Source organism: Vibrio sp. 10N.222.52.B12 (genome assembly GCF_002875385.1).
In the GTDB taxonomy this organism is placed as follows: domain Bacteria; phylum Pseudomonadota; class Gammaproteobacteria; order Enterobacterales; family Vibrionaceae; genus Vibrio; species Vibrio jasicida.
The window spans coordinates 82,799-105,556 of the sequence record NZ_MDAW01000121.1; the positions used below are offsets into that span (position 1 = coordinate 82,799).

Below are 22,758 nucleotides of genomic sequence, written 5' to 3' on the forward strand. Positions count from 1 at the left end.
GATTACACAATCAACGTTGGTCATAACCCCAGCGTGGCACCAAGCCTTGATCAATACCAAGGTGATCGAGAATTCTTGCCACCATAAAATCCACCAAGTCTTCAATACTCTTTGGTTGATGATAAAACCCCGGCGCTGCGGGCATGATGGTGACGCCCATTTGCGAAAGTTTGTGCATGTTTTCAAGATGCAGTGTTGAAAACGGCGTTTCACGCACCACAAGTAACAGTTGCCCACGCTCTTTCATCACCACGTCTGCAGCACGTTCAATTAAGTTATCTGACATGCCGTGTGCAATGGCCGCGACACTGCCCGCGGAACATGGACACACCACCATTTGCTTTGGCGCAGCCGAACCAGAGGCCACTGGCGAGAACCAATCGTCTTTGCCACAAACGGTGATATTATCTGGATTGCAGTTGAGATGCTCAACTAACGCCTTTTGCGCCGCTTCAGGGCCGCTTGGTAGTTTCAGGTCATGCTCGGTCGCCATCACGACACGAGCAGCCGAAGAGATCAACACGTAAACGTGGTAATCCGCAGCAACTAGGCATTCAAGAAGGCGAAGACCATAAGGGGCACCAGAGGCGCCCGTTAATGCTAATGTGATGGCTTTTTTAGGGGTTACTTTTTGTTGCATAAATGTCATTAAGCTTTTTGTTTCAGTTGTTCTAGAAGCTTGCCGTGGATACCACCAAAACCACCGTTACTCATTACGAGGATTTGGTCACCTGGCTGCGCTTGCTCTACGATTTTTGCGACAAAGCTGTCCATCTCTGCACCCACAAAAGCAGGTTGTTTACACTGGTCTGCAATCTCTTGTACCGACCAATCAATGTTGTCTGGTTGGAAGAGGAACACCTCATCAGCACTGTGCAGAGAAGCCGCCAAAGTATTCTTATGAACACCGCGTTTCATCGTCGCAGAGCGTGGCTCCAAAACGGCAAGAATACGTTTTTCGCCAACCTTGTTACGTAAACCGCCCAATGTCAGTTCAATCGCCGTTGGATGATGAGCAAAATCATCGTAAACTGTGATGCCCTGCTCTTCGCCTTTGAGTTCTAAGCGACGTTTGGTGTTAATAAAACGACCGAGAGCCTGACATGCAAGTTCTGGTGCAACACCCACATGGCGAGCAGCAGCAATCGCCATCAAAGCGTTATCCACGTTGTGGTCACCGACAAGATCCCAATCCACGACGCCAACTTTCTTACCTTGCAATGAAACTTCAAATTTAGAGCCATCGATAACCAATTTGTGCGCTTGCCAATCACCGTCGACACCTGAGAACTGCTTTTCAGTCCAACAACCGCGCTCGATCACGTCTTGCAGCGACTGATCTTGCTTAGGTGCTAGGATCAAGCCGTTGCCCGGAACAGTGCGCACTAAGTGGTGGAATTGACGTTTAATCGCCTCTAGATCGTCGAAGATGTCCGCATGATCAAACTCAAGGTTGTTCATGATCAGTGTACGTGGATGGTAGTGAACAAACTTAGATCGCTTATCGAAAAAAGCACTGTCATATTCGTCGGCTTCTACGACAAAAAACATGCTTTCACCCAAGCGAGCCGACACTCCGAAGTTACCTAATACGCCGCCAACGAGGAAACCAGGCTGGTAACCGCAGTCTTCTAAAATCCAAGCCAGCATGCTTGAAGTGGTGGTTTTGCCGTGAGTACCTGAAACCGCAACTACCCAGCGATCGTGGAGTAAAAACTCCTGTAACCATTGCGGGCCAGAGGTATAACGCATGTTAGTGTTCAATACATGCTCAACACATGGGTTACCACGGCTCATCGCGTTACCAATCACCACAAGATCGGGTTGAGGGTCAAGCTGAGAAGGGTCAAAGCCTTCAATTATTTCAATACCTTGCGACTCTAACAGGGTGCTCATTGGTGGATAAACATTGGCATCTGAACCCGTTACTTTATGACCTAACTGACGAGCCAAAACTGCTGCACCGCCCATAAACGTGCCGCAGATACCCAAGATATGAATGTGCATAAACTTAACCTTGTAATGCGTTCTTTAATCCTTTCATTATCGTGATAACTACCAGAAAAGCGAGTGCCTTTCGCCCTGTTCGTGCAGTCTCTTTCACAAATCTGACAGGGCTTAGCACTGATTGACCAAGCATTAACCAAGAGATTCCCTTCTTATGCAATAAGACAAATAATTTGCGATCTCAGTCGGTTACTTCATTACCATTAATAAGATCTGCGTCATAAACTTACATCTAGCGCAATCGTTTAACATCCATAAAGAGATGCCTCTATTGCGCGACACCCCCAACGAAATGAAAATGTAAGGATAAACCATGTCAGGACTGCGCACCCTAGGCGAATTCATTGTTGAGAAACAAGCGGATTTCCCCCACGCTAGCGGTGATCTTTCATCTCTCTTAGCTTCTATTCGCTTAGCTGCAAAAATTGTTAACCGCGAAATCAACGCGGCCGGTCTTGGTGACATCACTGGCGCTGTAGGTACGGAAAACGTACAGGGCGAAGACCAACAAAAACTTGATCTGTATGCGAATGATAAATTCAAAGCGGCCCTCGAAGCTCGCGACCAAGTATGTGGCGTTGCAAGTGAAGAAGAAGATGAAGCGGTTGCGTTCAATAAAGAACTCAATCAAAACGCAAAGTACGTTGTACTTATGGACCCACTCGATGGCTCATCAAACATTGATGTGAACGTATCAGTCGGGACCATCTTCTCTATTTACCGTCGAGTTTCTCCTATTGGAACCCCACCAACAGAAGAAGACTTTCTACAACCAGGCCACAAACAAGTGGCAGCTGGATACGTAATTTACGGTTCATCCACCATGCTGGTTTACACCACAGGTAATGGCGTAAACGGCTTCACTTATGACCCATCGATAGGCAGCTTCTGTCTTTCTCATGAAAACATGATGATCCCTGAAGATGGCAAGATTTACTCGATCAACGAAGGCAACTACATCCGCTTCCCACAAGGCGTTAAGAAGTACATTAAGTACTGCCAAGAAAACGAACCTGAAGATGGTCGCCCATACACCTCTCGCTACATCGGTTCGCTGGTTGCTGATTTCCACCGCAACTTGCTGAAAGGCGGCATCTACTTGTATCCAAGCACGCAAAGTCACCCTCAAGGTAAACTTCGCTTGTTGTACGAGTGCAACCCAATGGCATTCTTGATTGAGCAAGCAGGTGGTTTAGCGTCTGACGGCGTTAATCGCATCATGGATTTGAAACCAACAGAATTGCATCAACGCGTGCCTTTCTTTGTCGGTTCTAAAAACATGGTGAACAAAGTCGAAGCGTTCCTTGAACTGCATCGCGACGAAGAATAATTTCAGACCTTTGTCCAACGCGGCGGGTGTTTACCTGCCGCGTTTTTGTCGCTAAAGTGAGTAACGAATCAATCGTAAGATGAGCCTGACTCATCCTCACTGAAAAGGACTATTCAAATGAGCTTAAACAACGTACCAGCGGGTAAATCATTGCCTGACGATATCTATGTCGTGATCGAAATCCCTGCTAACGCCGATCCAATCAAATACGAAGTAGATAAAGACACTGGTGCTGTATTCGTTGATCGTTTCATGTCTGCACCTATGTTTTACCCTTGCAACTATGGTTACGTGAACGACACCCTTTCTCTAGACGGTGACCCAGTAGACGTACTGGTTCCGACTCCTTACCCACTGATGCCAGGTTCTGTGATTCGTTGTCGCCCAGTTGGCGTATTGAAGATGACGGATGAGTCAGGTGAAGACGCAAAAGTCTTCGCTGTCCCGCACTCTAAAATCTCAAAGGAGTACGAGGGCATTCAAGATGTCGGTGACATCCCGGAACTATTGAAGGCACAAATAACACAATTCTTTGAGCGCTATAAAGAGCTGGAAGCTGGTAAGTGGGTGAAAGTTGATGGCTGGGCAGATGTGGCCGCAGCAAAAGCAGAAATCCTAGAATCTTACGAACGCGCGCAAAACAAATAACTGCGAACGCTTAAAAGTAAAAGAGCTGCACGTTAGCAGCTCTTTGTAGTTTTATGGCTTTGATCAGTACTCGCCTGCGGTTGAGTGTCTGCCCGATTCATAGTTTTGTTGGAAGAATGGGTCAATGTCATCGCAAATACCGAAGTACGGCATATCTCTCACACCTAGCATGTAAGCACTCTGTTCGCAGTACTCTTTTTTACCTTCCTGATAGCCGGATTGATAAGCCATAACCAATTCGGGTGTAGCACGATTCGTTTCATCAAGTTTGGCGATTCGCTCTTCCGATAGCTCGATTAGACCATCAAGGGCAGATTGCTTACCAAAAGCCTGCCAATCTGTGACGTTGGCAGATGTTGGTAGTGATGTTTGCGCACAAGCACTGAGCAAGACTAGCGCTGCACCGATAGCAAATAACCTCATGTTCACCCCTTAAAATCTAGTAGCGTTTACTGCCCTTTGCAGTTCGCCCTAATTCATATTCTCGGCGGAAGCGATCATCAACATCATCACATATCCCGCGATAGTAGCGCCTACTTTCTCCCAACGAGAATGCATCTTGTGCGCAGTAGTTTGAGCGCCCCGCTTCATAACCATTGCTGTATGCCACGTAGAGTTCGTCGCCATTGTTGAACTCTTGCATTGACAGTTTGGTGTCCCCGGCTTCAGCTTGCTGCATGCCATATTGCTTCCATTCCATACTGTCGTTGCTACTCGGTGGTGTCGTGCTTGAGCACCCCACTAAAAGCAGCAGTATCATTGGTGATAGATATTTCATCGCAGACCTCCCAAGTCTTTGTTGTATATACCGTCAATGCATACGTTACTGCTCTAATTATAGTTCACACTCGTTGACACCAATCACCAGATGCAATCTCTTCAGTCAATTGCTCGGTATCTTGGTACAAATAGATCCAAGCTTGGCCAAACGGCGTGATGATGCTTTCTCTGCGATACTCTACAGGTACATCCTCAAGTTTATCGAGCTCCACCAGCGTTTCATTATCAATCAGATAAACTTCACCCTGTATCGCCTTCTGTCCTACCGATAAAGCAGGGTATCGCCCTAAATCATACAGTGCGAATTGAGCCTCGGTCTCATGGTGACCTAAAAACTCGGCGCTATTCAAAAAGTGATGGTTTCCCTCTCCTTTGCGCAAAGTGCCATACACAAAAATCAAATGCTGCATAACCATTCCTTAGTTACGATAAAAAGCTAAGCTTAGTCGAATTCAAATTGGTACAGCAAATCAACAGCACTATCCACGCCAGAAACCGCTTCTAAGTACAAATCTTTCATCAATCGGTATCGCACGGTGAACTCACCTAATGAGGTAAAGATACCTACACCGTATTTAACTTGTAGGCCAGGAAGTATGTAACCACTTACCGTCACTTGAGAATCATCACCAGAGCCTGCGGTATCCAACTGCAAATCTTGTACACCAAAGGCTTCGCCAATCTCACCGACGACTTTACCGCTCTTCGCTAAACTCAAACCAATCAGTGTTGTTGTCATCGCGTTACCGCCAGACTCAGCATCAATATCTTGACCACGTAATAAGTAAGACAGCGCGTTCGCTTGCGGCATCGCAGGGTCGGAGAAAATTTCTACCGTAGGGTCACTTGCCGGGCCAGTCACACGCACACCAGCCGTCACGTCATCTTGCGTGTTATCTGGGTTACGAATCGCTTTGATAGAAACATAAGGCTGATCCGCAGGACCGTTCATCATGATCTTACCTTCTTCGATCACCAAATCCTGACCAAATGAACGGTATGAACCATCAATGATGTTCACCTCACCAACGATGAATGGCCCTTTATCTTTCTGAGTAACGTTTAGGTTACCTTGCAAATCGCCCTTCAAACCAAATGCTGACAACTGGAAGTCATCTCCAATTTTGATGTTGATATCTGTCTCTATGTTAAATGGTAATGCCTCATCACCATCTACCGGCTGCATGTCTTTATTTAATATAACGGTATCGCTCGACACACCAACGGCACTTGGCGGCAACTCATCAATCAAAATACGTCCCCATGGGAGATTGATGTTACCTTCAACCTTAGCGAGCTTAGGGGTCACATCAATGGTCATGTCTGGCTCGACTTTGATTCTTACCATTGGCGGCATATCCACTTTCAACTCTTTCGCAAATACGCGAGCCTTCGTGTGCCAATTTTCTAAATCACGCCAATCCGCGTCACCATTGATCTCCAGCTTGCCATCCGGCGTGATGATGCCCGCATTTAAGTCTGCTTGATGCCCTTTGAAGTTAATCGCAACTTGTCCTGAGTCGATGTCAATTGGTGTTACTTCACCTTGCAGCTTCATTTGGTCAATCAAAAACTGGCCATTCACCTTCGGATGCATCACATCACCAGATAAAGCGAGATCCGCGTTCATGTTCGCCTTGAACAAGCTGTACTCACCGATAAGTGGCGCCAAGAAGTCCAAGTGGAACGTCGATAACGACACTTTACCGTTAATCGTAGGCTTCTCGGACGACACATCATTCAGAGCGACCTTACCAGACAAATCCCCGTTATCCGTGACATCAAGTAACCACTCAGCATCAAGCTTATCTTGCGCCAATTTGGCTTTAAAACTCACACTTTCCCAACCGACTTTCACTGGTTGCTCTAGCGCTTGCTCTACCTGACCTTTCGGCATATCGACATTCACCGTGACTTCCGGTTTCATGTCTGGTGCCCATTTCGCAAACGCATTCGCGTTCACTGAACCATTTAGCTTGGTTTCTGCAGGTAAGAATTGTTTGATTTGGTCAAAGTCAAAGTTAGTAATTGCTAACTTCGCCTCGCCGCTCTTGCCGACACTAATGTCTTCACTCAGACATACGCTTGAATCAGACTGTAACCAACAGTGTGCTTGGACATCGGCGATCTGTTTATCAATGTTGATTTTAACTGCCGTCGATTTTTGCAGAGCCCATGGACCTTGTGGTGTACTCAATGTTAAATGGCGCAGCGCTCCATCCCAGATCATCTCGGGCTTTTGCTTAAAAGAACCTTCGATTTCTAAACTACTTGAAACAATGTCAGACACCACATCCAATGTCAGTTGGTGCAGCTTTTCGTCACCAGTGACTTCAAGATCTGCACTATCAATTTTGATGTCGTCATAGGTAATGTTTTTGGCAATTAAGCTCACGTCCGCTTTTGGCGCAGGTAGAGGAGTCACATCACCTTTCAAGGTAATAGTTTCAACCTTTGCTTGCTGTTGCCAATCGAGTTGGTTCAGCGCAAGATCCAGGTTGATGTCTGGTTGCTTCAAACTGCCACGTAGCGCAACCGTACCATTCATCTTGCCGCTAAGATCGGGCACACTTTTCGAAAAGTCAGGGAAATTCACCTCAACATCCATCAAGATTTGCTTGTCAATTTTACCTTTGGCATGCAGTTGGTTAGGACCATGCGATAACGCTAAACCTTGAGTATTTAGCTGGATATCTTCGCCCTTACCATTCTTGTCAGACGCCTCTAATTGACCTTCTATATTCAGCGGATAACCACGCAAAATACCGTCAATATCAAGCTTAGGAAGGCTCACTTGCCAACCTCCTTGCTCCGTTAAAGAGCCTGAAGTAGATAAACTACCGCTGATGTCCCCTTCCGCTTCTTGCCACTGCAAACCCGGTTGAATGTGCTTCAGGTTCAAGTCCGCTTGCCAGTTGATAGGTGCAGCCCAATTCGCCATCACTTTACCAGCCAGTTCACCGCCTAAGGTTTTCACCACAATACTGTCTAGGTCAATCTGTTCTAAAGTGCCTTTACCATTCAAAGCAACATCTAACGCAGGAATATCCTTACCAGATGCTTTGGTTTCTAATGCAACGGTGTAGCCCTCTAGTGAACCTTTCGCCGCTAAGCTAGGCACCGAAACTTGGTAGTCACTCTTACCACTCAATGGCCATTGCGCCTCAACATTGTTCAGCTTGATATCAAATGGCAGCTCCGTTTTCAGTGGTTGGATTTGCCCTTCAATCTTCGCTTTAACCAAATCAGACAGCGTTGCCTGCAAGGACAAATCACCGACAGACCCTGAAGCTGATAAAGACAGTTTCTGACCTTTCACATCAGCTTGTTTAACGAGCGCGTCAATTTGTGCTTGAATTGGATAGTCGCCAGATAACGTCACTTGCGTACTCAACTTGCCTTCCACTTCAGGCATGTCGAGTTCTAACGTTTTTACCTCAACTTTATCGCCACCAGCTTTGGCTTCGAGCCCTAAGTGATGAACAATAACCGGAGTGTCACCAGCCAATTTGAAATCGTGAATATCCAGTCGCTGCGCTTCTATCGTTAGGGGGATCCACACTTCAGGCAGAACAATGCCCTTGGGTTCAGACTCAGCTTTCGCCGCTTTGTTTTCCGCTTCTTTTTTTACCGCAAGATCTTGAGTTTTTAGTTTTTCTTTTTGTTTCACAGCCTGCTTTGATGTCTTCGCAGCATCGTCCTGATTACTCGCAGCGCTGCCCGATTCATCAACAGCTGTCGCTTGTGCCGTTGTCGATGATTGATCTTCTTTTGGCGTTTCGTCTGTTGACGCCAATGCCACATTGATCACCTTCAATGCCGTGGGAGCAATTACCAAACGGTCGCCTTGCATCGACAGCGCTGTAGAAAAATCTTGCCAATCAATCTTGTTACCCAAAATATTCAAGTTGATGTTATTCAGGCTAACTTTATTTACGAAAATAGGTACTGGTGTGCTAATTGAACGCAGTGGCGGCGTTTCTTCTACTGGTTCCTCACTCGGCGGCAACTCCGGCATTTGGAAGTTCACACCTTGGAGTGCAAGTTCATCCACGCACACTTTTGGATCGAAGAAACAACGGAAATTTATCGCCAGGGTAAGGCTTTCAACCTTTGCGTCGACATTCAACGATTCATCGACAAAGCTGACGTTGTGCAAAGCAAAGCGAGGGAACAAAGATCCTTTGATCTCTTCGACCTTCAGTTGTGGTAGTGCCTTTTCTGCTCCCCACAAAGCCAGCTTTAAACCGGGATGGGTGAACAAGACTGTACCGATGAAAATCACCAGCAAGAGCACCAAACTCAGCAGACTGATCGAGAACCACTTCGTCCACTTAAGCGTTGTTTTCATCATAGTTCAGGCCCCAATGAGAAGTGGATACGAAATTCTGGTTTAGGCTCAGCGTCTAAGCCCCAAGCAAAGTCAAAACTCACGGGTCCAACAGGGGATGCCCAGCGAATGCCAACACCTGCACCCGATTTCCACACTGGAGTTTCATTGAACGCATCACCGATGTCATAAAAGGCTGCACCCCACCAGTTGCCATAAACGCGATACTGATACTCTAGGGTACTGGTCACCATGTATTTCGCACCAGTCAATGCTCCACTGGCATCTGTAGGCGAGATAGATTCGTAACCATAACCACGAATGTTGTTGTCACCACCAGCAAAGAAACGCAGCGATGGTGATAGTTTTTCAAATTCTTCGGTGATGTTGGCACCACCTTCTAAGCGGAATAAACCACGATGATTCTGACCAATGCCACGAATCCACGACGTCCGACCTAACAAACGAAGAACGCGAGTTTCAGATAACAAGGCTGGATCGCCGTATTCAACGGTGACACTTTGTTTGTCTCCCCACATTGGCATGTTGCCACCGCGAGTTCGAGTCCGTGAGAAAGATGCACCAGGCAGAACGAATTGCACTCCGTCTTCTTGCAAACCTTGTGAAAAGTTTTCGTATAAGTGACGAACGTATAACGTCTTATGCCAACCACCATCGGTGATCCAGTGGCGTTCTACCGCAAGATTCGATTCCAAACTCTCTGTATCGCGGTTATCGAGGTGCTTCAAACCAAACTGCAATTGGTAATACTCATGCAGTACATCATCGAGAGGGATTTTGTAGCCTGCGGTAATCGTCTGCTCAGGCTTAGAAAGAGATAGCGCCGTATCAAAGCTGTGACCACGCGCACTTACCCATGGTTTTTTCCACTTTAACGTACCACGCACACCGGTATCGGTAGAGTAACCAATACCAGTTTCGAGTTGGTTTTTTGCTGCGGGAGCTAACGAGACTTTAATCGGTAGATCTCGACCATCATCGAGTTTACTGAGGTCTGGTTCAACAAACACGGAGGAGAACCAATCGGTATTCGACAGGTTTTGGTTGTACTCACCCACTTCAGACACTAAGTAGGGTTCACCGGTTTTAAATGGGCGCAAAGAGTCCACGCGGTCTTCCCAGATCTGACTCCCCAAGATTTCCACTGTACCAAAGTGATAGCGAATACCACTGTCATAGTGCAGGCGAACATTGGCTTCATTCAACTCTGGAACCACTTCCAACTTACTCAGCGTAAAATCACCATTAAAGTAGCCACGCTGCAAAGCTAAGTTACGAATGCTGGATTTGAGGCTATCGTATTCCCCTTGATTGAGGATACGGCCCTCTTTCAATCGTGATTTGTTGATGAGGTTAGTAAACTCTTCATCTTTTTCTGCTTCACCGGAGATCACCACATCCATGACCTTTACCCTTACAGGCTCGCCCGGTGTAACGTTGACGATCAATTCATCATTATCTTTCGTAATAGAGTATGAAATTTTCGCATGATAATAGCCAAGCGCATTCATCGCTTCGGTGATACTTTGACTTAATCGCGCCTGAAAGCGTAAAGACGTCGAATAATCATCTTCTGGTATCGATGATAGGTAAGCGTTCACATTGTCTTCTAGCGCACCATCGATCCCTTTTACAGTCAGGGATACATCGGCATAAGCGCTATGAGAAAAAACAAGTAGGCTAGCAATAATTGGGATAGCTTTTTTTATCATGCTTTTTAGCTGGATGAGGTTAAATAAACGTAAACAATAATAACGCCAAATAAAGGCTAAGTCTGTAATATTAATAGGTTTACCGCGGTCTATGTCATTACACCATCAGATTCAGACTGAATATTAAAGTTCGCAAAATTAAGACACGTATTGAAGGACGAATACTATGCTCAACAAACAGACAATGATCAGTATAGAAGATGCACTGCCAGGTAGAGAGGCATCAATGCAGATTGATGACACCCATTTTGTTAATCAATCAAGCTTAACGGCATCACCGCAAGCTCACCAACAACAAATATTATTCGGTATGGGATGTTTTTGGGGAGCAGAACGTTTTTTCTGGCAACTTGAAGGTGTGATGTCGACGTCTGTAGGCTACGCCGGAGGCTATACGCAGAATCCAACATACGATGAAGTGTGTAGCGGAAAAACAGGACATACAGAAGTCGTAAGAGTCATCTTCGATGAACGAGTAATTTCTCTAGAGCAACTGCTTGCCGCATTTTGGGAGAAACACGATCCAACTCAAGGCATGCGCCAAGGTAATGATCTCGGCACTCAATACCGTTCCGCGATTTATACCTACTCACAAGAACAGTTAGAAGTGGCAGAAAAATCGAAAACACAATACCAACAAGCATTACAAGAAGATCAACGCGCAGCCATCACCACAGAAATTCAAGCCGCTGGGCCTTATTACTTCGCTGAAACGTACCACCAGCAATACCTAGCAAAGAATCCAAACGGTTACTGTGGTTTAGGCGGCACGGGGGTTTGCTTCCCACCAAGCCTTCAAGGTTAGTCCCAAACTAAAAAGAGCGACGAAAGTCGCTCTTTTACAATTCTGACAATTAAACAGGTAGAGATAAAATGGCCCTGTTAACTTCTTTGAATACCGACAATTGTTGGGGGTTTTTGATGTCTGGTAGTAGCACTTTACCGTTATCAAAACGGAACTGACCAACTCCAGCAATTGAGAACTGACCTTTGAATAAAGTCTTAACGAAACGCGCCACCTGACGTGGACGGTAAACAGCAAACTCACGAAGCATAACCACCTCAATATCCTTTTGAGAAAAACATGATTGCTCTTTCCTTGGCAATCTTTATGCGCTATTTGCGACGAGGTTCATTGTACCAAATTCCAACCTAAACGCAACATTACTTAACTCTGTACGTTAAATAATTGTTATAACCAGTTCTACATTTTTATGCATCGTAAGTATATACTTGGTAAGTCTCACAACCCATACGGAACATAACAATATGAAAACTAAGACTCTCCTTCCTATTTTCTTCGCTCTTGCACCTGGTCTTGCGCTTGCTCACAACCTTTTAATGGGTGAAGCAGTTCCAGCAGCAAAAGTAGACGCGTACGGCGAAATCGTACTGCAAGGTGAAGGTGTGGCGTACCAGCCTTGGGCGACACAACAAATGCTAGGAAAAGTACGAGTGATTCATGCCATTGCAGGACGCAGCAGCTCGAAAGAAATGAACGCGCCGTTGATGACAGCGCTAACTGACGCTAAGTTCCCGGAAGATGCCTACCAAACTACAACCATCATCAACCAAGACGACTCAATCTGGGGAACTGGCTCTTTTGTGAAATCATCAGCACAAGACAGTAAAAAAGAATTCCCATGGTCATCAATGGTTTTAGATGAGAACGGTGTTGTGGCTAGCACTTGGGCACTACAAGAAGAAAGCTCGGCAATCGTAGTGCAAGATAAGCAAGGTAAGATCCTGTTTATCAAAGAAGGCGCATTGACAGCAGATGAAATCAACCAAGTACTTGGCCTTATTAAACAAAGCATCTAATACTCACTCGCTCCTTGTTACTCTCAAGCGAGGAGCGTCATTCCTTTCTTTCTGCGTAAGTTCTTATTCCTGCATAGATAATTTGCTCTATACGAACAAAAGAGTGAACTTTTCATAAAAATGGGTGTTATATTATAACACTAGGTATCGTTTCGGGCTTTAAGATGCACTGTCGTTGGCAAGCAATTACACATCATTGGCATCGCACTGTTGTATTGTTCAGTGTTGCGTTGTTGATCGCTTGGAACTTTGCCACTATTGCTCATCAACTCGACCTCATTCCCGAACACCACAGTGAACATCATTGCCAAATGTTTGCCGGAGCGCATCAAGGGCTTGCGAAGGCTCAGCCAGAACTCAGTGCGCCCACCTTCTCTAGACTCGCTCACGTAGATGTAGCCGAAATCACCTCTCATTTAGAGGACGTCACGTATACCGCGCGTGCACCACCTAATTTTGCGTTCTAAAAACCACTACCCATACTAAGAACAAACCTTGTTATTCACTTTGCTATTTGAGCAAGTAACACATAAAAAATTAAACAAAATTAGGAATAAGAAAATGCCATCTAAACACGCTTTAGCTCTTGTTATCGGACTTTCTCTATCAGCTACTGCTAACGCAGAAGAATATCGTCAACATGAAGCGCACGTTCATGGTCATGTCGAATTCAACATTGCTCAAGACGGAAAAGACTTACTAATTGAAATCACTTCTCCAGGTGCTGACGTGGTTGGTTTTGAGCACGCACCTGAAAATGCAGAGCAAGAGCAAGCCTTAAAACGAGCGGTTGCCGCACTAAAAGACACAAACAAACTGTTTGCAATTAACCAGCAGGCGAAGTGTGTGATTGAAGAAGTTCAAGTCGCGCATACGCTTGGCCAAGATTCTCATGAAGGCCACGATCATGGTAACCACGAAGGACATGATCATGATAAGCACGACCACGATAGCCATGAGGGTCACGACCATGACAAACATGAGCATGGCGACCACGAGGGTCACGACCACGATAAACACGATCATGATGGCCATGAAGGTCACGACCATGACGAACATGCTCATGATGACCACCACGATCACGAAGGTCATGACCACGAAGGACACGATCACGAGCACGGCGGTCACGGTGAGTTCACCGTTGAGTACCGTTTCCACTGTGATTCAGTCGCCGATCTAAATAGCATTGATACGACTTGGTTCAAGCAATTCCCAGCAACAGAATCCATCAGCGTCAACTTATTTACTGACACAACTCAGTCTGCGACAAGCCTAAGCAAAAACAACACTAAGATCGCAATTAAATAAATCACATAGCGTGTGAGTGAGTGCTCACACGCTATTGCCTTGGTAATTTATTATGACTGAAACCACGTCAAACGTTGTTGAGCTGAATAATGCCCAGTTTGTCTGGCCCGGCTCAGAAAGCGCGACCATTAATATCCCACACTTACACATCGCTCAAGGTGAGCATGTCTTTATCAAAGGCCCTAGCGGCTGTGGTAAATCGACTCTGCTTGCCCTACTAACTGGAATCAATACTCTTACATCGGGTTCTCTGTCTGTACTTGATACCGATCTTGCAAGCTTAAGAGCAAGCCAAAGAGACAAATTTCGTGCCGATCACATTGGCTATATCTTCCAACAATTCAATTTGTTGCCTTACTTGAATGTGATCGAAAACGTCCTAATTCCATGCCAATTCAGCAAAATTCGCCGAGATCGCGTTGCACCAAACGCCTCGAATGCAACGCTTGAAGAGCAAGCAACATCACTGCTAGAACGTTTGCATCTTCCGAAAGCACTGCACAATAAGCCTGTCTCTGAGCTGAGTATTGGCCAGCAACAGCGCGTTGCAGCCGCCCGTGCACTGATCGGCCAACCTGAACTGGTGATTGCTGACGAGCCAACTTCAGCATTGGACCATGACAACCGCAAAGCGTTTATTGAGTTATTGATGGAACAAGCCAATCTTGCCAGCGCTACATTGGTTTTTGTTAGCCATGATCCAACTCTGGAATCTCTCTTCCACAGAACACTAAACTTGCCTGAAATCAATCAAGCGCAAACCCTAGGAGCCGCATCATGAGTGCCGTAGTAAAGCTCGCTTGGAAAAGCCTGATGAACCGCAAAGCGACGGCTATTCTCACCATCATGACAGTCGCGATTTCAGTTGTCCTTTTATTGGGTGTTGAACGCATTCGTACCCAAGCTAAGGACAGCTTCGCTAACACCATTTCTGGTACCGATTTAATCGTCGGTGGCCGTTCTGGACAAGTCAACTTGCTGCTGTACTCAGTATTCAGAATCGGCAATGCCACCAACAACATAGATTGGAAAAGCTACGAAGAGTTTGCTAACCACAGTGCCGTCGATTGGGCAATTCCAATCTCACTCGGAGATTCCCACAAAGGGTTCCGCGTAATGGGCACCAACCAGAGCTATTTCGAACACTATAAATACGGAAATAAACAGCCTTTAAAATTGTCCGAAGGCAGGGAGTTCAATGGCCTGTTTGAAACTGTGCTCGGCTCTGATGTCGCAAAACAGCTTGGATATAAAATCGGTAGCGAAATCATCATTGCACACGGCATCAGTGACGTTGGTTTTAGCCGGCATGACAACTTACCATTTAAGGTGGTTGGCATTCTTGCTCCTACTGGCACTCCTGTCGATAAAACCGTACACGTTTCTTTAGAGGCGATCGAAGCGATTCACGTAGGTTGGGAAAGCGGTGCCCGTTTAGGTCCGACCCCAAGTGCTAATGAGCTAAAATCACGCGACTTCCAACCTAAACAAATCACTGCCATGTTGGTTGGGTTAAAATCACGAATTCAAACCTTTGCCCTACAGAGGCAGATCAACACCTATCCGAAAGAACCTCTCAGTGCCATCATGCCAGGCGTCGCTTTGCATGAATTATGGGACATGATGTCCGTTGCCGAGCAAGCACTCATGGCTGTATCAGGCTTTGTGGTTGTGGCAGGGTTATTAGGCATGCTAAGCAGCCTATTGACCAGTCTGCAAGAGCGTCGTCGTGAAATGGCGATCCTGCGAGCCATGGGGGCAAGACCAAAACACGTCTTTTCCTTACTGATAAGTGAAGCCAGCTTATTGACCTTCGCAGGTATTGTGACGGGATTAGTGGGTCTTTATGCCATGCTTGCCCTCTTGCAACCAATAATCCAACAAAGTTATGGTATACACCTAACACTAACGGCACTGTCGCCGTATGAATGGATGTTGCTTGGCTTTGTACAATGTGCAGGCATTGTGATTGGCTTCATCCCGGCATTTCGCGCTTACCGACAATCGCTAAGTGATGGAATGACAATAAGGATTTAGTAAAAATGTGGAAAAAAATACTCGCTAGCTGTTTGCTGATGATTTCGTTTACCGCGCCTGTGATGGCCAGTGACGAACCATTAAAGCTTGATTGGATAGATCTCGTCCCAGAAGCCGAACGCAAGATGTTCGATAGTATGGGAATGCCAGCCACAGACCACAGCGGTGGTGCAGCAATGCAATCTAAGGTCGGTAACGTTCGTCCTGAATTGAACGGAAGCACAGTCAAGATTCCTGGTTTTGTCATTCCATTAGAAGGCGATGCAAATACCGTCACGGAGTTTTTGTTAGTGCCTTATTTTGGTGCTTGTATTCACGTGCCGCCACCGCCACCGAACCAAATCATCTATGTGAAGTTTCCTAAGGGGGCGCCAGTACAAGAGTTGTGGGATGTGATTTATGTGGTGGGCAAATTGAAGACTGAGACCATCAACCACGAGCTCGCAGAAACCGCATACGAGATCGAAGGCACGAGTATTGAAGCCTACGACGATATGTAGTTTGTTTTGATTTCACACCAAGGCGTCAATTTGGCGCCTTTTTTATGCCTGTCAGTTAGACTATATAGCGAGATAAATACGCTAATACACCAACATAAAGAACCAAAAGAAGCGCTATCGACAGGTGCTTTTTCAGTTTACTTGCGTCTGAATATTTCATCGCTCCTCCAAAATAACGATAACAATTTTAACAACTCATTATCATTTTGAATAGCCTTTATTCTGTCAAAATCCGGACGTGCCTCTCTAGTCGCAAAAAGCAGAAAGGTGTAAATTTAAGCAAGCGTTAACCGCAAGCTCTTGGCAGGAAAACAAATGGCAGAACCGACAAAGCAACCCGTTGTCATCGAACACGAATCGAATACACAAAAACAAACACATCACGAGAAAAAGTCTGGCTATATCAAAGACAGCGCAAGCCGTGTTCAAAGCATTGCTCAGATCTATGGGCTCGATGCTTTGCTGCAAAACGAACCTCCAGCAAAACCTGCATTAGAACGGGCACATTTACGTGAACAACGTCGCCAAGAACAAAGACAAAAAAACCTCGAACAAATCCTTAAACTCGCGCACAGCTCATGCCGTGATGAAACCGCCGGAGAGCCTGATCAAGATTGGTTGTATCGATTTTTCGATATGGCGCAAGACATCCACAACAGCTCAATGCAAAAACTTTGGGCGCAAGTCATGAAGCGAGAAGTTACCAACCCTGGTTCGACTTCCATGAAAGCGTTAAAAGTGCTGAAAGACATGTCACCACGGGAAGCCCAAACCCTACAAAGAGCCGCGACGTTAGCATGCAGCTTTGGTGGAGATACCAGTAGAAAGTTACTGATTGGCTACAAAGCACATGGCGGAATGTTCAGCTTTGGTAAACGTGACACCACCAGCAATCTCAATATGGGGAGTTTCCAACTTCCCTATTCCAGCTTATTAGTGTTGATTGAATTGGGCTTACTTCACAGTACTGAATTAGAGTCTGGAGAGATTGGCATTGAGACACCATTGATGCTCAACTATCAAGGCAAGAATTTATCACTGCAAGTGAATACCAAAGGTGTACGACTTTTGTATTACCGTTTTACACCGACGGGCAATGAGTTGTGTAAATTACTCGGAAACAAGCCAAACAATCAATATTACGACCAAATGTTATCGCTTTTAAATCATAAATTTAGTGTACATAGCGACACCAAAAGTCATGTTAATTACACCGTCTAAACGATGTCAAAAGAGCTTTTGGCCACCTATGATCCAAAAGCTCCCTGAGCAGTACAATGACTTTTTGGTCACCGATGATCCAAATGCTTTTTTATCGGATCACTCCGCGCTGTTTGAGGTCAATTAAGCACAACTCAACAAGCTCTTCGACGCTCTTCTCACCCGCAGGCAAATCAATTTCTGGATTTGCTGGCGCTTGATATTCCGAATCAATTCCCGTGAAGTTAGGAATTTCACCTGCACGCGCTTTTTTGTATAAACCTTTAGGATCGCGACTTTCACACACATCAAGAGAGGCGTTGACAAACACCTCAATAAACTCGCCCTCAGGAACTAAATCACGCACTAATTGGCGCTCAGCACGATGAGGAGAAATAAACGCAGACAATACGATTAGCCCTGCGTCTGCCATCAGCTTAGCGAGCTCACCAATGCGACGAATATTTTCTCTACGGTCTTGTTCAGAAAAGCCTAAATCGCTACATAAACCGTGGCGCACATTGTCGCCATCCAGCAAATAAGTGTGGTAACCCAGTTCAGCTAAGCGATTTTCCAAGGCGCCTGCCACCGTTGATTTACCCGCACCAGATAGCCCGGTAAACCAAAGTACCGCTGGCTTCTGTTTTTTTAATCCAGCACGAAACTGTTTATCAACCGAGTGCTGATGCCAAACGATGTTTTCATCTTTTACCGGAGTTTCGGCAGTCATAACGTATCCTTGTAAATTTACAGATTAAAACGGAAAAAAGACCGGAATCAGCGTCAGTACTAACACTGAATACACGATGGAAATCGGCACGCCAATTCGCACATAATCGGTCAATTTGTAATTCCCTACGCTGTACACCAACAAATTGGTTTGGTATCCGTAAGGAGAAATAAAACTTGCGCTAGCACCAAATAACACCGCCATGATAAAAGGCATAGGGTCAACGCCATAACCTACCGCCATGCTATAGCCAATAGGGAAAGACAGCGCCGCTGCCGCATTGTTCGTTACAAGCTCAGTCAATACCAAGGTCATGATGTAGGTTGCCACCAGCGCACCAAACACACCCCAACCATTGAACGCTTCAATAAACATGTCGCCCATTCGTACGGACAGTCCAGAGGAAATCATCAGTTGAGCGATAGATAACGCAGAACCAACAATCACCACAATATCGATTGGGAAACGACGACGCAGCTCAGAAAGCTGAATGACACCAAACGCGAGCAGAGCAATAAGATAAACCGCCAAACCTTTAATAATTGGCACCAACTCCAATAGAGCAAAGGCAATCACAGCGGAAAAGCCAATAAGCACTAATGCCGATTTATTGGCATCCAAACGTGCGCTGGAATCCAAATCGTTAACCAGAACAAACTCTTTACGATGGGCTCGACGTTCAGTTTCAAAACGCTTTCCGGGTACCAAAACCAGCGTATCTCCTGCCGCTAGGGTAATGTTACCCAAACCACCTTCAAGTCGTTCATGACCACGGCGAATCGCCACGACTACAGCATCGAATCGGTCCCGAAATCGACTCTCTTTCAATGTTTTGTGACAGAACGTGGCTGAAGAGCTTACTACCACCTCGATAAAGTTTTGGCCATTGAGATGCTGATGACCAAAGAGCGTCAGTCCAGGGATCTCTTGCAACGTAGCAACGCTTTCAACATCACCACAAAACAACAATCGGTCTTTTGCGTTGAGAACAAAATCAGGCCCAACTGACGGTACGGTCACGCCATCACGAACGACTTCGGCAAGGAACAGCTTTCTTAATGCTCGTAAATTATTTTCCGTGATAGTGCGCCCAACCAAAGGTGAGCCCGGCTCAACTCGAGACTCTAAGAAATAAGGTAAATCTTCTTGGCTTTGATCATCATAATTAGGCAACAAATAACTCAACGGGATCAAAATAAGCACGCCCCCAACCAGCACGGCTAAACCAATCATGGTCGGTGTAAAAAAGCTGAGACTTGGTAAGCCCGCATCCTCAACAAAGCTGTTGATTATTAAGTTGGTAGAGGTGCCAATAAGTGTCAGTGTGCCACCAAAAATCGCGGCATAAGAAAGCGGGATCAATAGCTTAGAGGGTGCGTGCTGCTGATTACGTTTGATCGCACCAATTAACGACACCACAACCGCGGTATTATTAGTAAAAGAAGAAAGCAACGCGGTAGAAAAGCCTAACTTGGCAATCACGCTACCAAGATTGCCCTCTGAAATACTGCGACTTACCCAACTGATCAATAAGGTTTTTTCTAATGCGCTCGATGCGAGAATCAACAAGACCAGCGTCAGAAGAGAAGAGTTAGTAAAGTTAGCCGCAATGGTATTGAGCTCTAACATGCCCGCCATAAACGCAATAAAGGCAGCGCCAGCAAACACATAACTCGGCTTCAGTTTGGTTACAAGTAAACAAGTGATAATGCCAAGCAATATCGCTAATACAAATCCTTGTTCCCACATAGCCTTTCCTTACCAACAATCCCGATTCGGGCATAACAACGACATGTGCATACTGGCTGCACAGAGTGACAAATGAGTCACAAGATAAAAAGCAAAGCAAGCGAAAAAGAACGCCAGAATGCTTGGTTTCTTGGGCTTCCTAGCATTCTGGGTTCGGGGGAAAATCAGCCTGACTGCATTCGCAATTCGGTCAGGCTCAATGAACTCATTACTTCTTCAGTAACTGGCTCAGGTCTTTGGCTTCCCAATGTGGGAAGTGCTTACGAACCAGTGCATTTAGCTCAAGTTCAAACGCAGAGACATCGGTTAAGTCTCGCTCAACTGCCGCGAGACTCTCTTTCACCATACCAGCACCAACGGTAACGTTAGTCAGACGGTCGATGATGATGAAACCACCGGTATCAGCACATTCTTGATAGTTATCAATCGCAACGGATTCGTTGAGTGACCACTCACACAAGCCAATACCATTGAGAGGTAACTCTGGTGCGCTATGAGTTGAAAGGTTGTTAATATCGTATTGGTGGCGAATCGCCTCAACGTGACCAACGGTCTTCTTACCGGCAATCTTAATGTCATAGTCACGACCCGGTTGCAGAGGTTGCTCTGTCATCCATACCACATCAGCAAGTAAGTGGTTTGTCGATTCCACTTGCGCGTTTTCCAGCACAATCAAATCGCCACGACTGATATCAATCTCATCGTTGAGCGTCAGAGTTACCGCTAAACCAGCCTGCGCCTCTTGTACGTCACCATCAAAAGTCACAATACGTTCAACGGTCGATGTTTTCCCAGACGGCAATGCTTTAATGGCATCACCAACTTTCACCGAGCCCGATGAAATCGTGCCAGCGAAGCCACGGAAGTCGAGATTAGGGCGATTCACATACTGGACAGGAAAACGGAAATCACCTGCGCCTTTCTCTTGGTCAACATCCACATTCTCAAGCAACTCTAGTAGCGACGGGCCTTCAAACCAACTCAGGTTCTGACCCTTGTCTACCACGTTATCGCCTTCCAATGCGGAGATTGGAATGATTTGAATGTCCGTTTCACCTTCAAGGTTCTCAGAAAACTCTAAATACTCGTCGCGAATTTCTTCAAAACGTTCTTGTGAGTAATCCACCAAATCCATCTTGTTGATCGCAACAATAAAGTGCTTCAAACCCAATAGATTAGAAATGAATGAGTGACGACGAGTCTGATCTAATACACCTTTACGCGCATCAACCAAGATCACGGCAAGATCACAGGTCGACGCACCAGTTGCCATGTTACGCGTGTACTGCTCGTGTCCCGGCGTATCTGCAATGATGAACTTACGCTTCTGAGTCGAGAAGTAACGGTAAGCAACATCAATGGTGATGCCTTGTTCACGCTCAGCTTGCAGTCCATCAACTAGTAATGCCAAATCAGGCTTCTCACCTGTCGTACCCACTCGTTGGCTGTCTGAGTGAACCGCTGCTAATTGATCTTCATAAATTTGTTTTGAGTCATGGAGCAAACGTCCAATCAACGTACTTTTGCCATCATCTACCGAGCCACAAGTCAGGAATCTAAGCAGAGACTTGTACTGGTGTTGTGTTAAATAGCCTTCAATTCCAAGCTCGGCTAATTGAGCTTCAACTGCACTGTTCATTATCTTTCCTTAGATCCTTTAGAAGTAACCCTGGCGTTTCTTAAGCTCCATCGATCCAGACTGATCGTGGTCGATCGCTCGCCCTTGACGTTCACTTGAGGTTGCCACCAACATCTCTTCAATAATGCCCGTCAGCGTATTTGCCTCAGATTCAATGGCCCCCGTCAGTGGGTAACAGCCAAGAGTACGGAAACGAACACTCTTCTCTTCAATCACTTCACCAGGTTGAAGCTCCATACGTTCATCGTCCACCATGATCAACATGCCATCACGTTCAACAACTGGACGCTTGTCAGCAAGGTAAAGTGGGACAATCTCAATGTTCTCTAGATAGATGTATTGCCAGATATCTAGCTCAGTCCAGTTTGAAAGCGGGAATACGCGAATACTTTCCCCTTTGTTCACCTGACCGTTGTATGTCTTCCAAAGTTCAGGACGCTGGTTTTTAGGATCCCAGGTATGGTTCTTATCGCGGAAAGAATAAACACGCTCTTTAGCACGAGATTTTTCTTCATCACGACGCGCTCCACCGAATGCCGCATCAAAACCGTACTTATTCAGAGCTTGTTTAAGACCTTGAGTTTTCATGATATCTGTATGCTTGGAAGACCCGTGTACAAAAGGGCTACACCCCATTGCAAGACCTTCTGGGTTCTTATGAACCAAAAGCTCGAAGCCATATTTTTCTGCGGTACGATCACGAAACTCAATCATCTCGCGGAACTTCCAATCCGTGTCTACGTGCAGTAAAGGGAATGGAATTTTGCCCGGATAAAAGGCTTTGCGTGCAAGATGCAGCATGACTGAGGAGTCTTTACCAATCGAATACATCATGACTGGGTTATCAAACTCAGCAGCAACTTCACGGATAATATGAATACTTTCCGCTTCGAGTTGTTTAAGGTGAGTTAAACGTTGTTGGTCCATGTTTAGTATTTCCTTTTTA

Annotated in this window: 22 protein-coding genes; 10 read left to right on the top strand and 12 right to left on the bottom strand. The window is 45.8% G+C overall.

Going from position 1 to position 22,758, the window contains the following annotated elements:
• Positions 1–10: 10 nt before the first annotated feature.
• Positions 11–649, bottom strand: coding sequence for a flavin prenyltransferase UbiX (locus BCT11_RS14425; RefSeq protein ID WP_038878326.1), 639 nt, complete (start codon positions 647–649; stop codon positions 11–13).
• The gene (mpl, locus tag BCT11_RS14430) at positions 649–2,007 is read right to left on the bottom strand and encodes a UDP-N-acetylmuramate:L-alanyl-gamma-D-glutamyl-meso-diaminopimelate ligase (protein WP_102388579.1); all 1,359 of its coding nucleotides are present in this window, start codon (positions 2,005–2,007) and stop codon (positions 649–651) included. Before mpl ends, BCT11_RS14425 begins: the two co-directional genes overlap by 1 nt.
• Positions 2,008–2,320: 313 nt before the next feature.
• Between mpl and fbp the strand changes: the two genes are divergently transcribed.
• Both fbp and ppa read left to right on the top strand, forming a co-directional pair.
• Positions 2,321–3,337 carry a class 1 fructose-bisphosphatase gene (gene fbp / locus BCT11_RS14435; protein WP_038866098.1) on the top strand — a complete coding sequence of 339 codons (1,017 nt, stop codon included), beginning with the start codon at positions 2,321–2,323 and terminating at the stop codon, positions 3,335–3,337.
• A gap of 117 nt (positions 3,338–3,454) precedes the next feature.
• Entirely contained in the window at positions 3,455–3,985 is a 531-nt protein-coding gene (gene ppa / locus BCT11_RS14440; protein WP_038866096.1) for an inorganic diphosphatase, read from the top strand.
• Between the two features lie 63 nt (positions 3,986–4,048).
• Here the strand turns inward: ppa and BCT11_RS14445 are convergent, their stop codons facing one another.
• The 5 genes from BCT11_RS14445 to BCT11_RS14465 all read right to left on the bottom strand — a co-directional run bounded on the left by BCT11_RS14445 (position 4,049) and on the right by BCT11_RS14465 (position 10,828).
• Positions 4,049–4,408, bottom strand: coding sequence for a DUF2799 domain-containing protein (locus tag BCT11_RS14445; RefSeq protein WP_038878330.1), 360 nt, complete (start codon positions 4,406–4,408; stop codon positions 4,049–4,051).
• A gap of 16 nt (positions 4,409–4,424) precedes the next feature.
• A complete protein-coding gene (locus BCT11_RS14450; protein ID WP_038866091.1) occupies positions 4,425–4,763 on the bottom strand; it encodes a DUF2799 domain-containing protein in 339 nt (112 codons plus the stop codon).
• A 64-nt stretch (positions 4,764–4,827) separates the two neighbouring features.
• Positions 4,828–5,175 carry a gamma-glutamylcyclotransferase gene (locus tag BCT11_RS14455; protein ID WP_039974675.1) on the bottom strand — a complete coding sequence of 116 codons (348 nt, stop codon included), beginning with the start codon at positions 5,173–5,175 and terminating at the stop codon, positions 4,828–4,830.
• 32 nt (positions 5,176–5,207) lie between these two features.
• Positions 5,208–9,119 (bottom strand): translocation/assembly module TamB domain-containing protein, encoded by a 3,912-nt coding sequence (locus BCT11_RS14460; protein WP_102388580.1) that lies wholly within the window; start codon positions 9,117–9,119, stop codon positions 5,208–5,210.
• On the bottom strand, positions 9,116–10,828 hold the full coding sequence (locus tag BCT11_RS14465; protein ID WP_038866086.1) for an autotransporter assembly complex family protein: 1,713 nt from the start codon (positions 10,826–10,828) through the stop codon (positions 9,116–9,118). The genes BCT11_RS14460 and BCT11_RS14465 overlap by 4 nt, the downstream gene beginning before the upstream one ends.
• A gap of 166 nt (positions 10,829–10,994) precedes the next feature.
• On the opposite strand from BCT11_RS14465, the gene msrA reads away from it, so the two are divergent.
• Positions 10,995–11,633, top strand: coding sequence for a peptide-methionine (S)-S-oxide reductase MsrA (msrA, locus tag BCT11_RS14470; RefSeq protein ID WP_038878338.1), 639 nt, complete (start codon positions 10,995–10,997; stop codon positions 11,631–11,633).
• A gap of 49 nt (positions 11,634–11,682) precedes the next feature.
• Here the strand turns inward: msrA and BCT11_RS14475 are convergent, their stop codons facing one another.
• Positions 11,683–11,883: a DUF1107 domain-containing protein gene (locus BCT11_RS14475; RefSeq protein ID WP_038866081.1), complete on the bottom strand. Its 201-nt coding sequence runs from the start codon at positions 11,881–11,883 to the stop codon at positions 11,683–11,685.
• A gap of 214 nt (positions 11,884–12,097) precedes the next feature.
• Here BCT11_RS14475 and BCT11_RS14480 point away from each other — a divergent pair, with 214 nt between their 5' ends.
• The 7 genes from BCT11_RS14480 to BCT11_RS14510 all read left to right on the top strand — a co-directional run bounded on the left by BCT11_RS14480 (position 12,098) and on the right by BCT11_RS14510 (position 17,715).
• Complete coding sequence (locus BCT11_RS14480) at positions 12,098–12,649, top strand: YtfJ family protein (protein ID WP_102388581.1); 552 nt, start codon at positions 12,098–12,100, stop codon at positions 12,647–12,649.
• Positions 12,650–12,813: 164 nt separating this feature from the next.
• Entirely contained in the window at positions 12,814–13,116 is a 303-nt protein-coding gene (locus BCT11_RS14485) for a DUF2607 family protein (protein ID WP_080774269.1), read from the top strand.
• Between the two features lie 94 nt (positions 13,117–13,210).
• The gene (locus tag BCT11_RS14490) at positions 13,211–13,957 is read left to right on the top strand and encodes a DUF2796 domain-containing protein (protein ID WP_045399258.1); all 747 of its coding nucleotides are present in this window, start codon (positions 13,211–13,213) and stop codon (positions 13,955–13,957) included.
• A gap of 52 nt (positions 13,958–14,009) precedes the next feature.
• Complete coding sequence (locus BCT11_RS14495; protein ID WP_038878341.1) at positions 14,010–14,738, top strand: ABC transporter ATP-binding protein; 729 nt, start codon at positions 14,010–14,012, stop codon at positions 14,736–14,738.
• A complete protein-coding gene (locus BCT11_RS14500) occupies positions 14,735–15,994 on the top strand; it encodes an ABC transporter permease (protein ID WP_102388582.1) in 1,260 nt (419 codons plus the stop codon). Before BCT11_RS14495 ends, BCT11_RS14500 begins: the two co-directional genes overlap by 4 nt.
• 5 nt (positions 15,995–15,999) lie before the next feature.
• Positions 16,000–16,494, top strand: coding sequence for a DUF3299 domain-containing protein (locus BCT11_RS14505; RefSeq protein WP_039974669.1), 495 nt, complete (start codon positions 16,000–16,002; stop codon positions 16,492–16,494).
• Positions 16,495–16,809: 315 nt separating this feature from the next.
• On the top strand, positions 16,810–17,715 hold the full coding sequence (locus BCT11_RS14510) for a TIGR03899 family protein (RefSeq protein ID WP_038864933.1): 906 nt from the start codon (positions 16,810–16,812) through the stop codon (positions 17,713–17,715).
• Positions 17,716–17,806: 91 nt separating this feature from the next.
• Here BCT11_RS14510 and cysC read toward each other — a convergent pair whose 3' ends face one another.
• From cysC to cysD, 4 genes are all read right to left on the bottom strand, one after another.
• Positions 17,807–18,424: an adenylyl-sulfate kinase gene (gene cysC / locus BCT11_RS14515; protein WP_038864931.1), complete on the bottom strand. Its 618-nt coding sequence runs from the start codon at positions 18,422–18,424 to the stop codon at positions 17,807–17,809.
• 24 nt (positions 18,425–18,448) lie between these two features.
• The gene (locus tag BCT11_RS14520; RefSeq protein WP_038864929.1) at positions 18,449–20,173 is read right to left on the bottom strand and encodes an SLC13 family permease; all 1,725 of its coding nucleotides are present in this window, start codon (positions 20,171–20,173) and stop codon (positions 18,449–18,451) included.
• 208 nt (positions 20,174–20,381) lie between these two features.
• Positions 20,382–21,812, bottom strand: a complete 1,431-nt coding sequence (gene cysN / locus BCT11_RS14525) for a sulfate adenylyltransferase subunit CysN (RefSeq protein ID WP_038864927.1) — start codon at positions 21,810–21,812, stop codon at positions 20,382–20,384.
• An 18-nt stretch (positions 21,813–21,830) separates the two neighbouring features.
• Positions 21,831–22,739 (bottom strand): sulfate adenylyltransferase subunit CysD, encoded by a 909-nt coding sequence (cysD, locus tag BCT11_RS14530; protein WP_038864925.1) that lies wholly within the window; start codon positions 22,737–22,739, stop codon positions 21,831–21,833.
• Positions 22,740–22,758 lie beyond the last annotated feature (19 nt).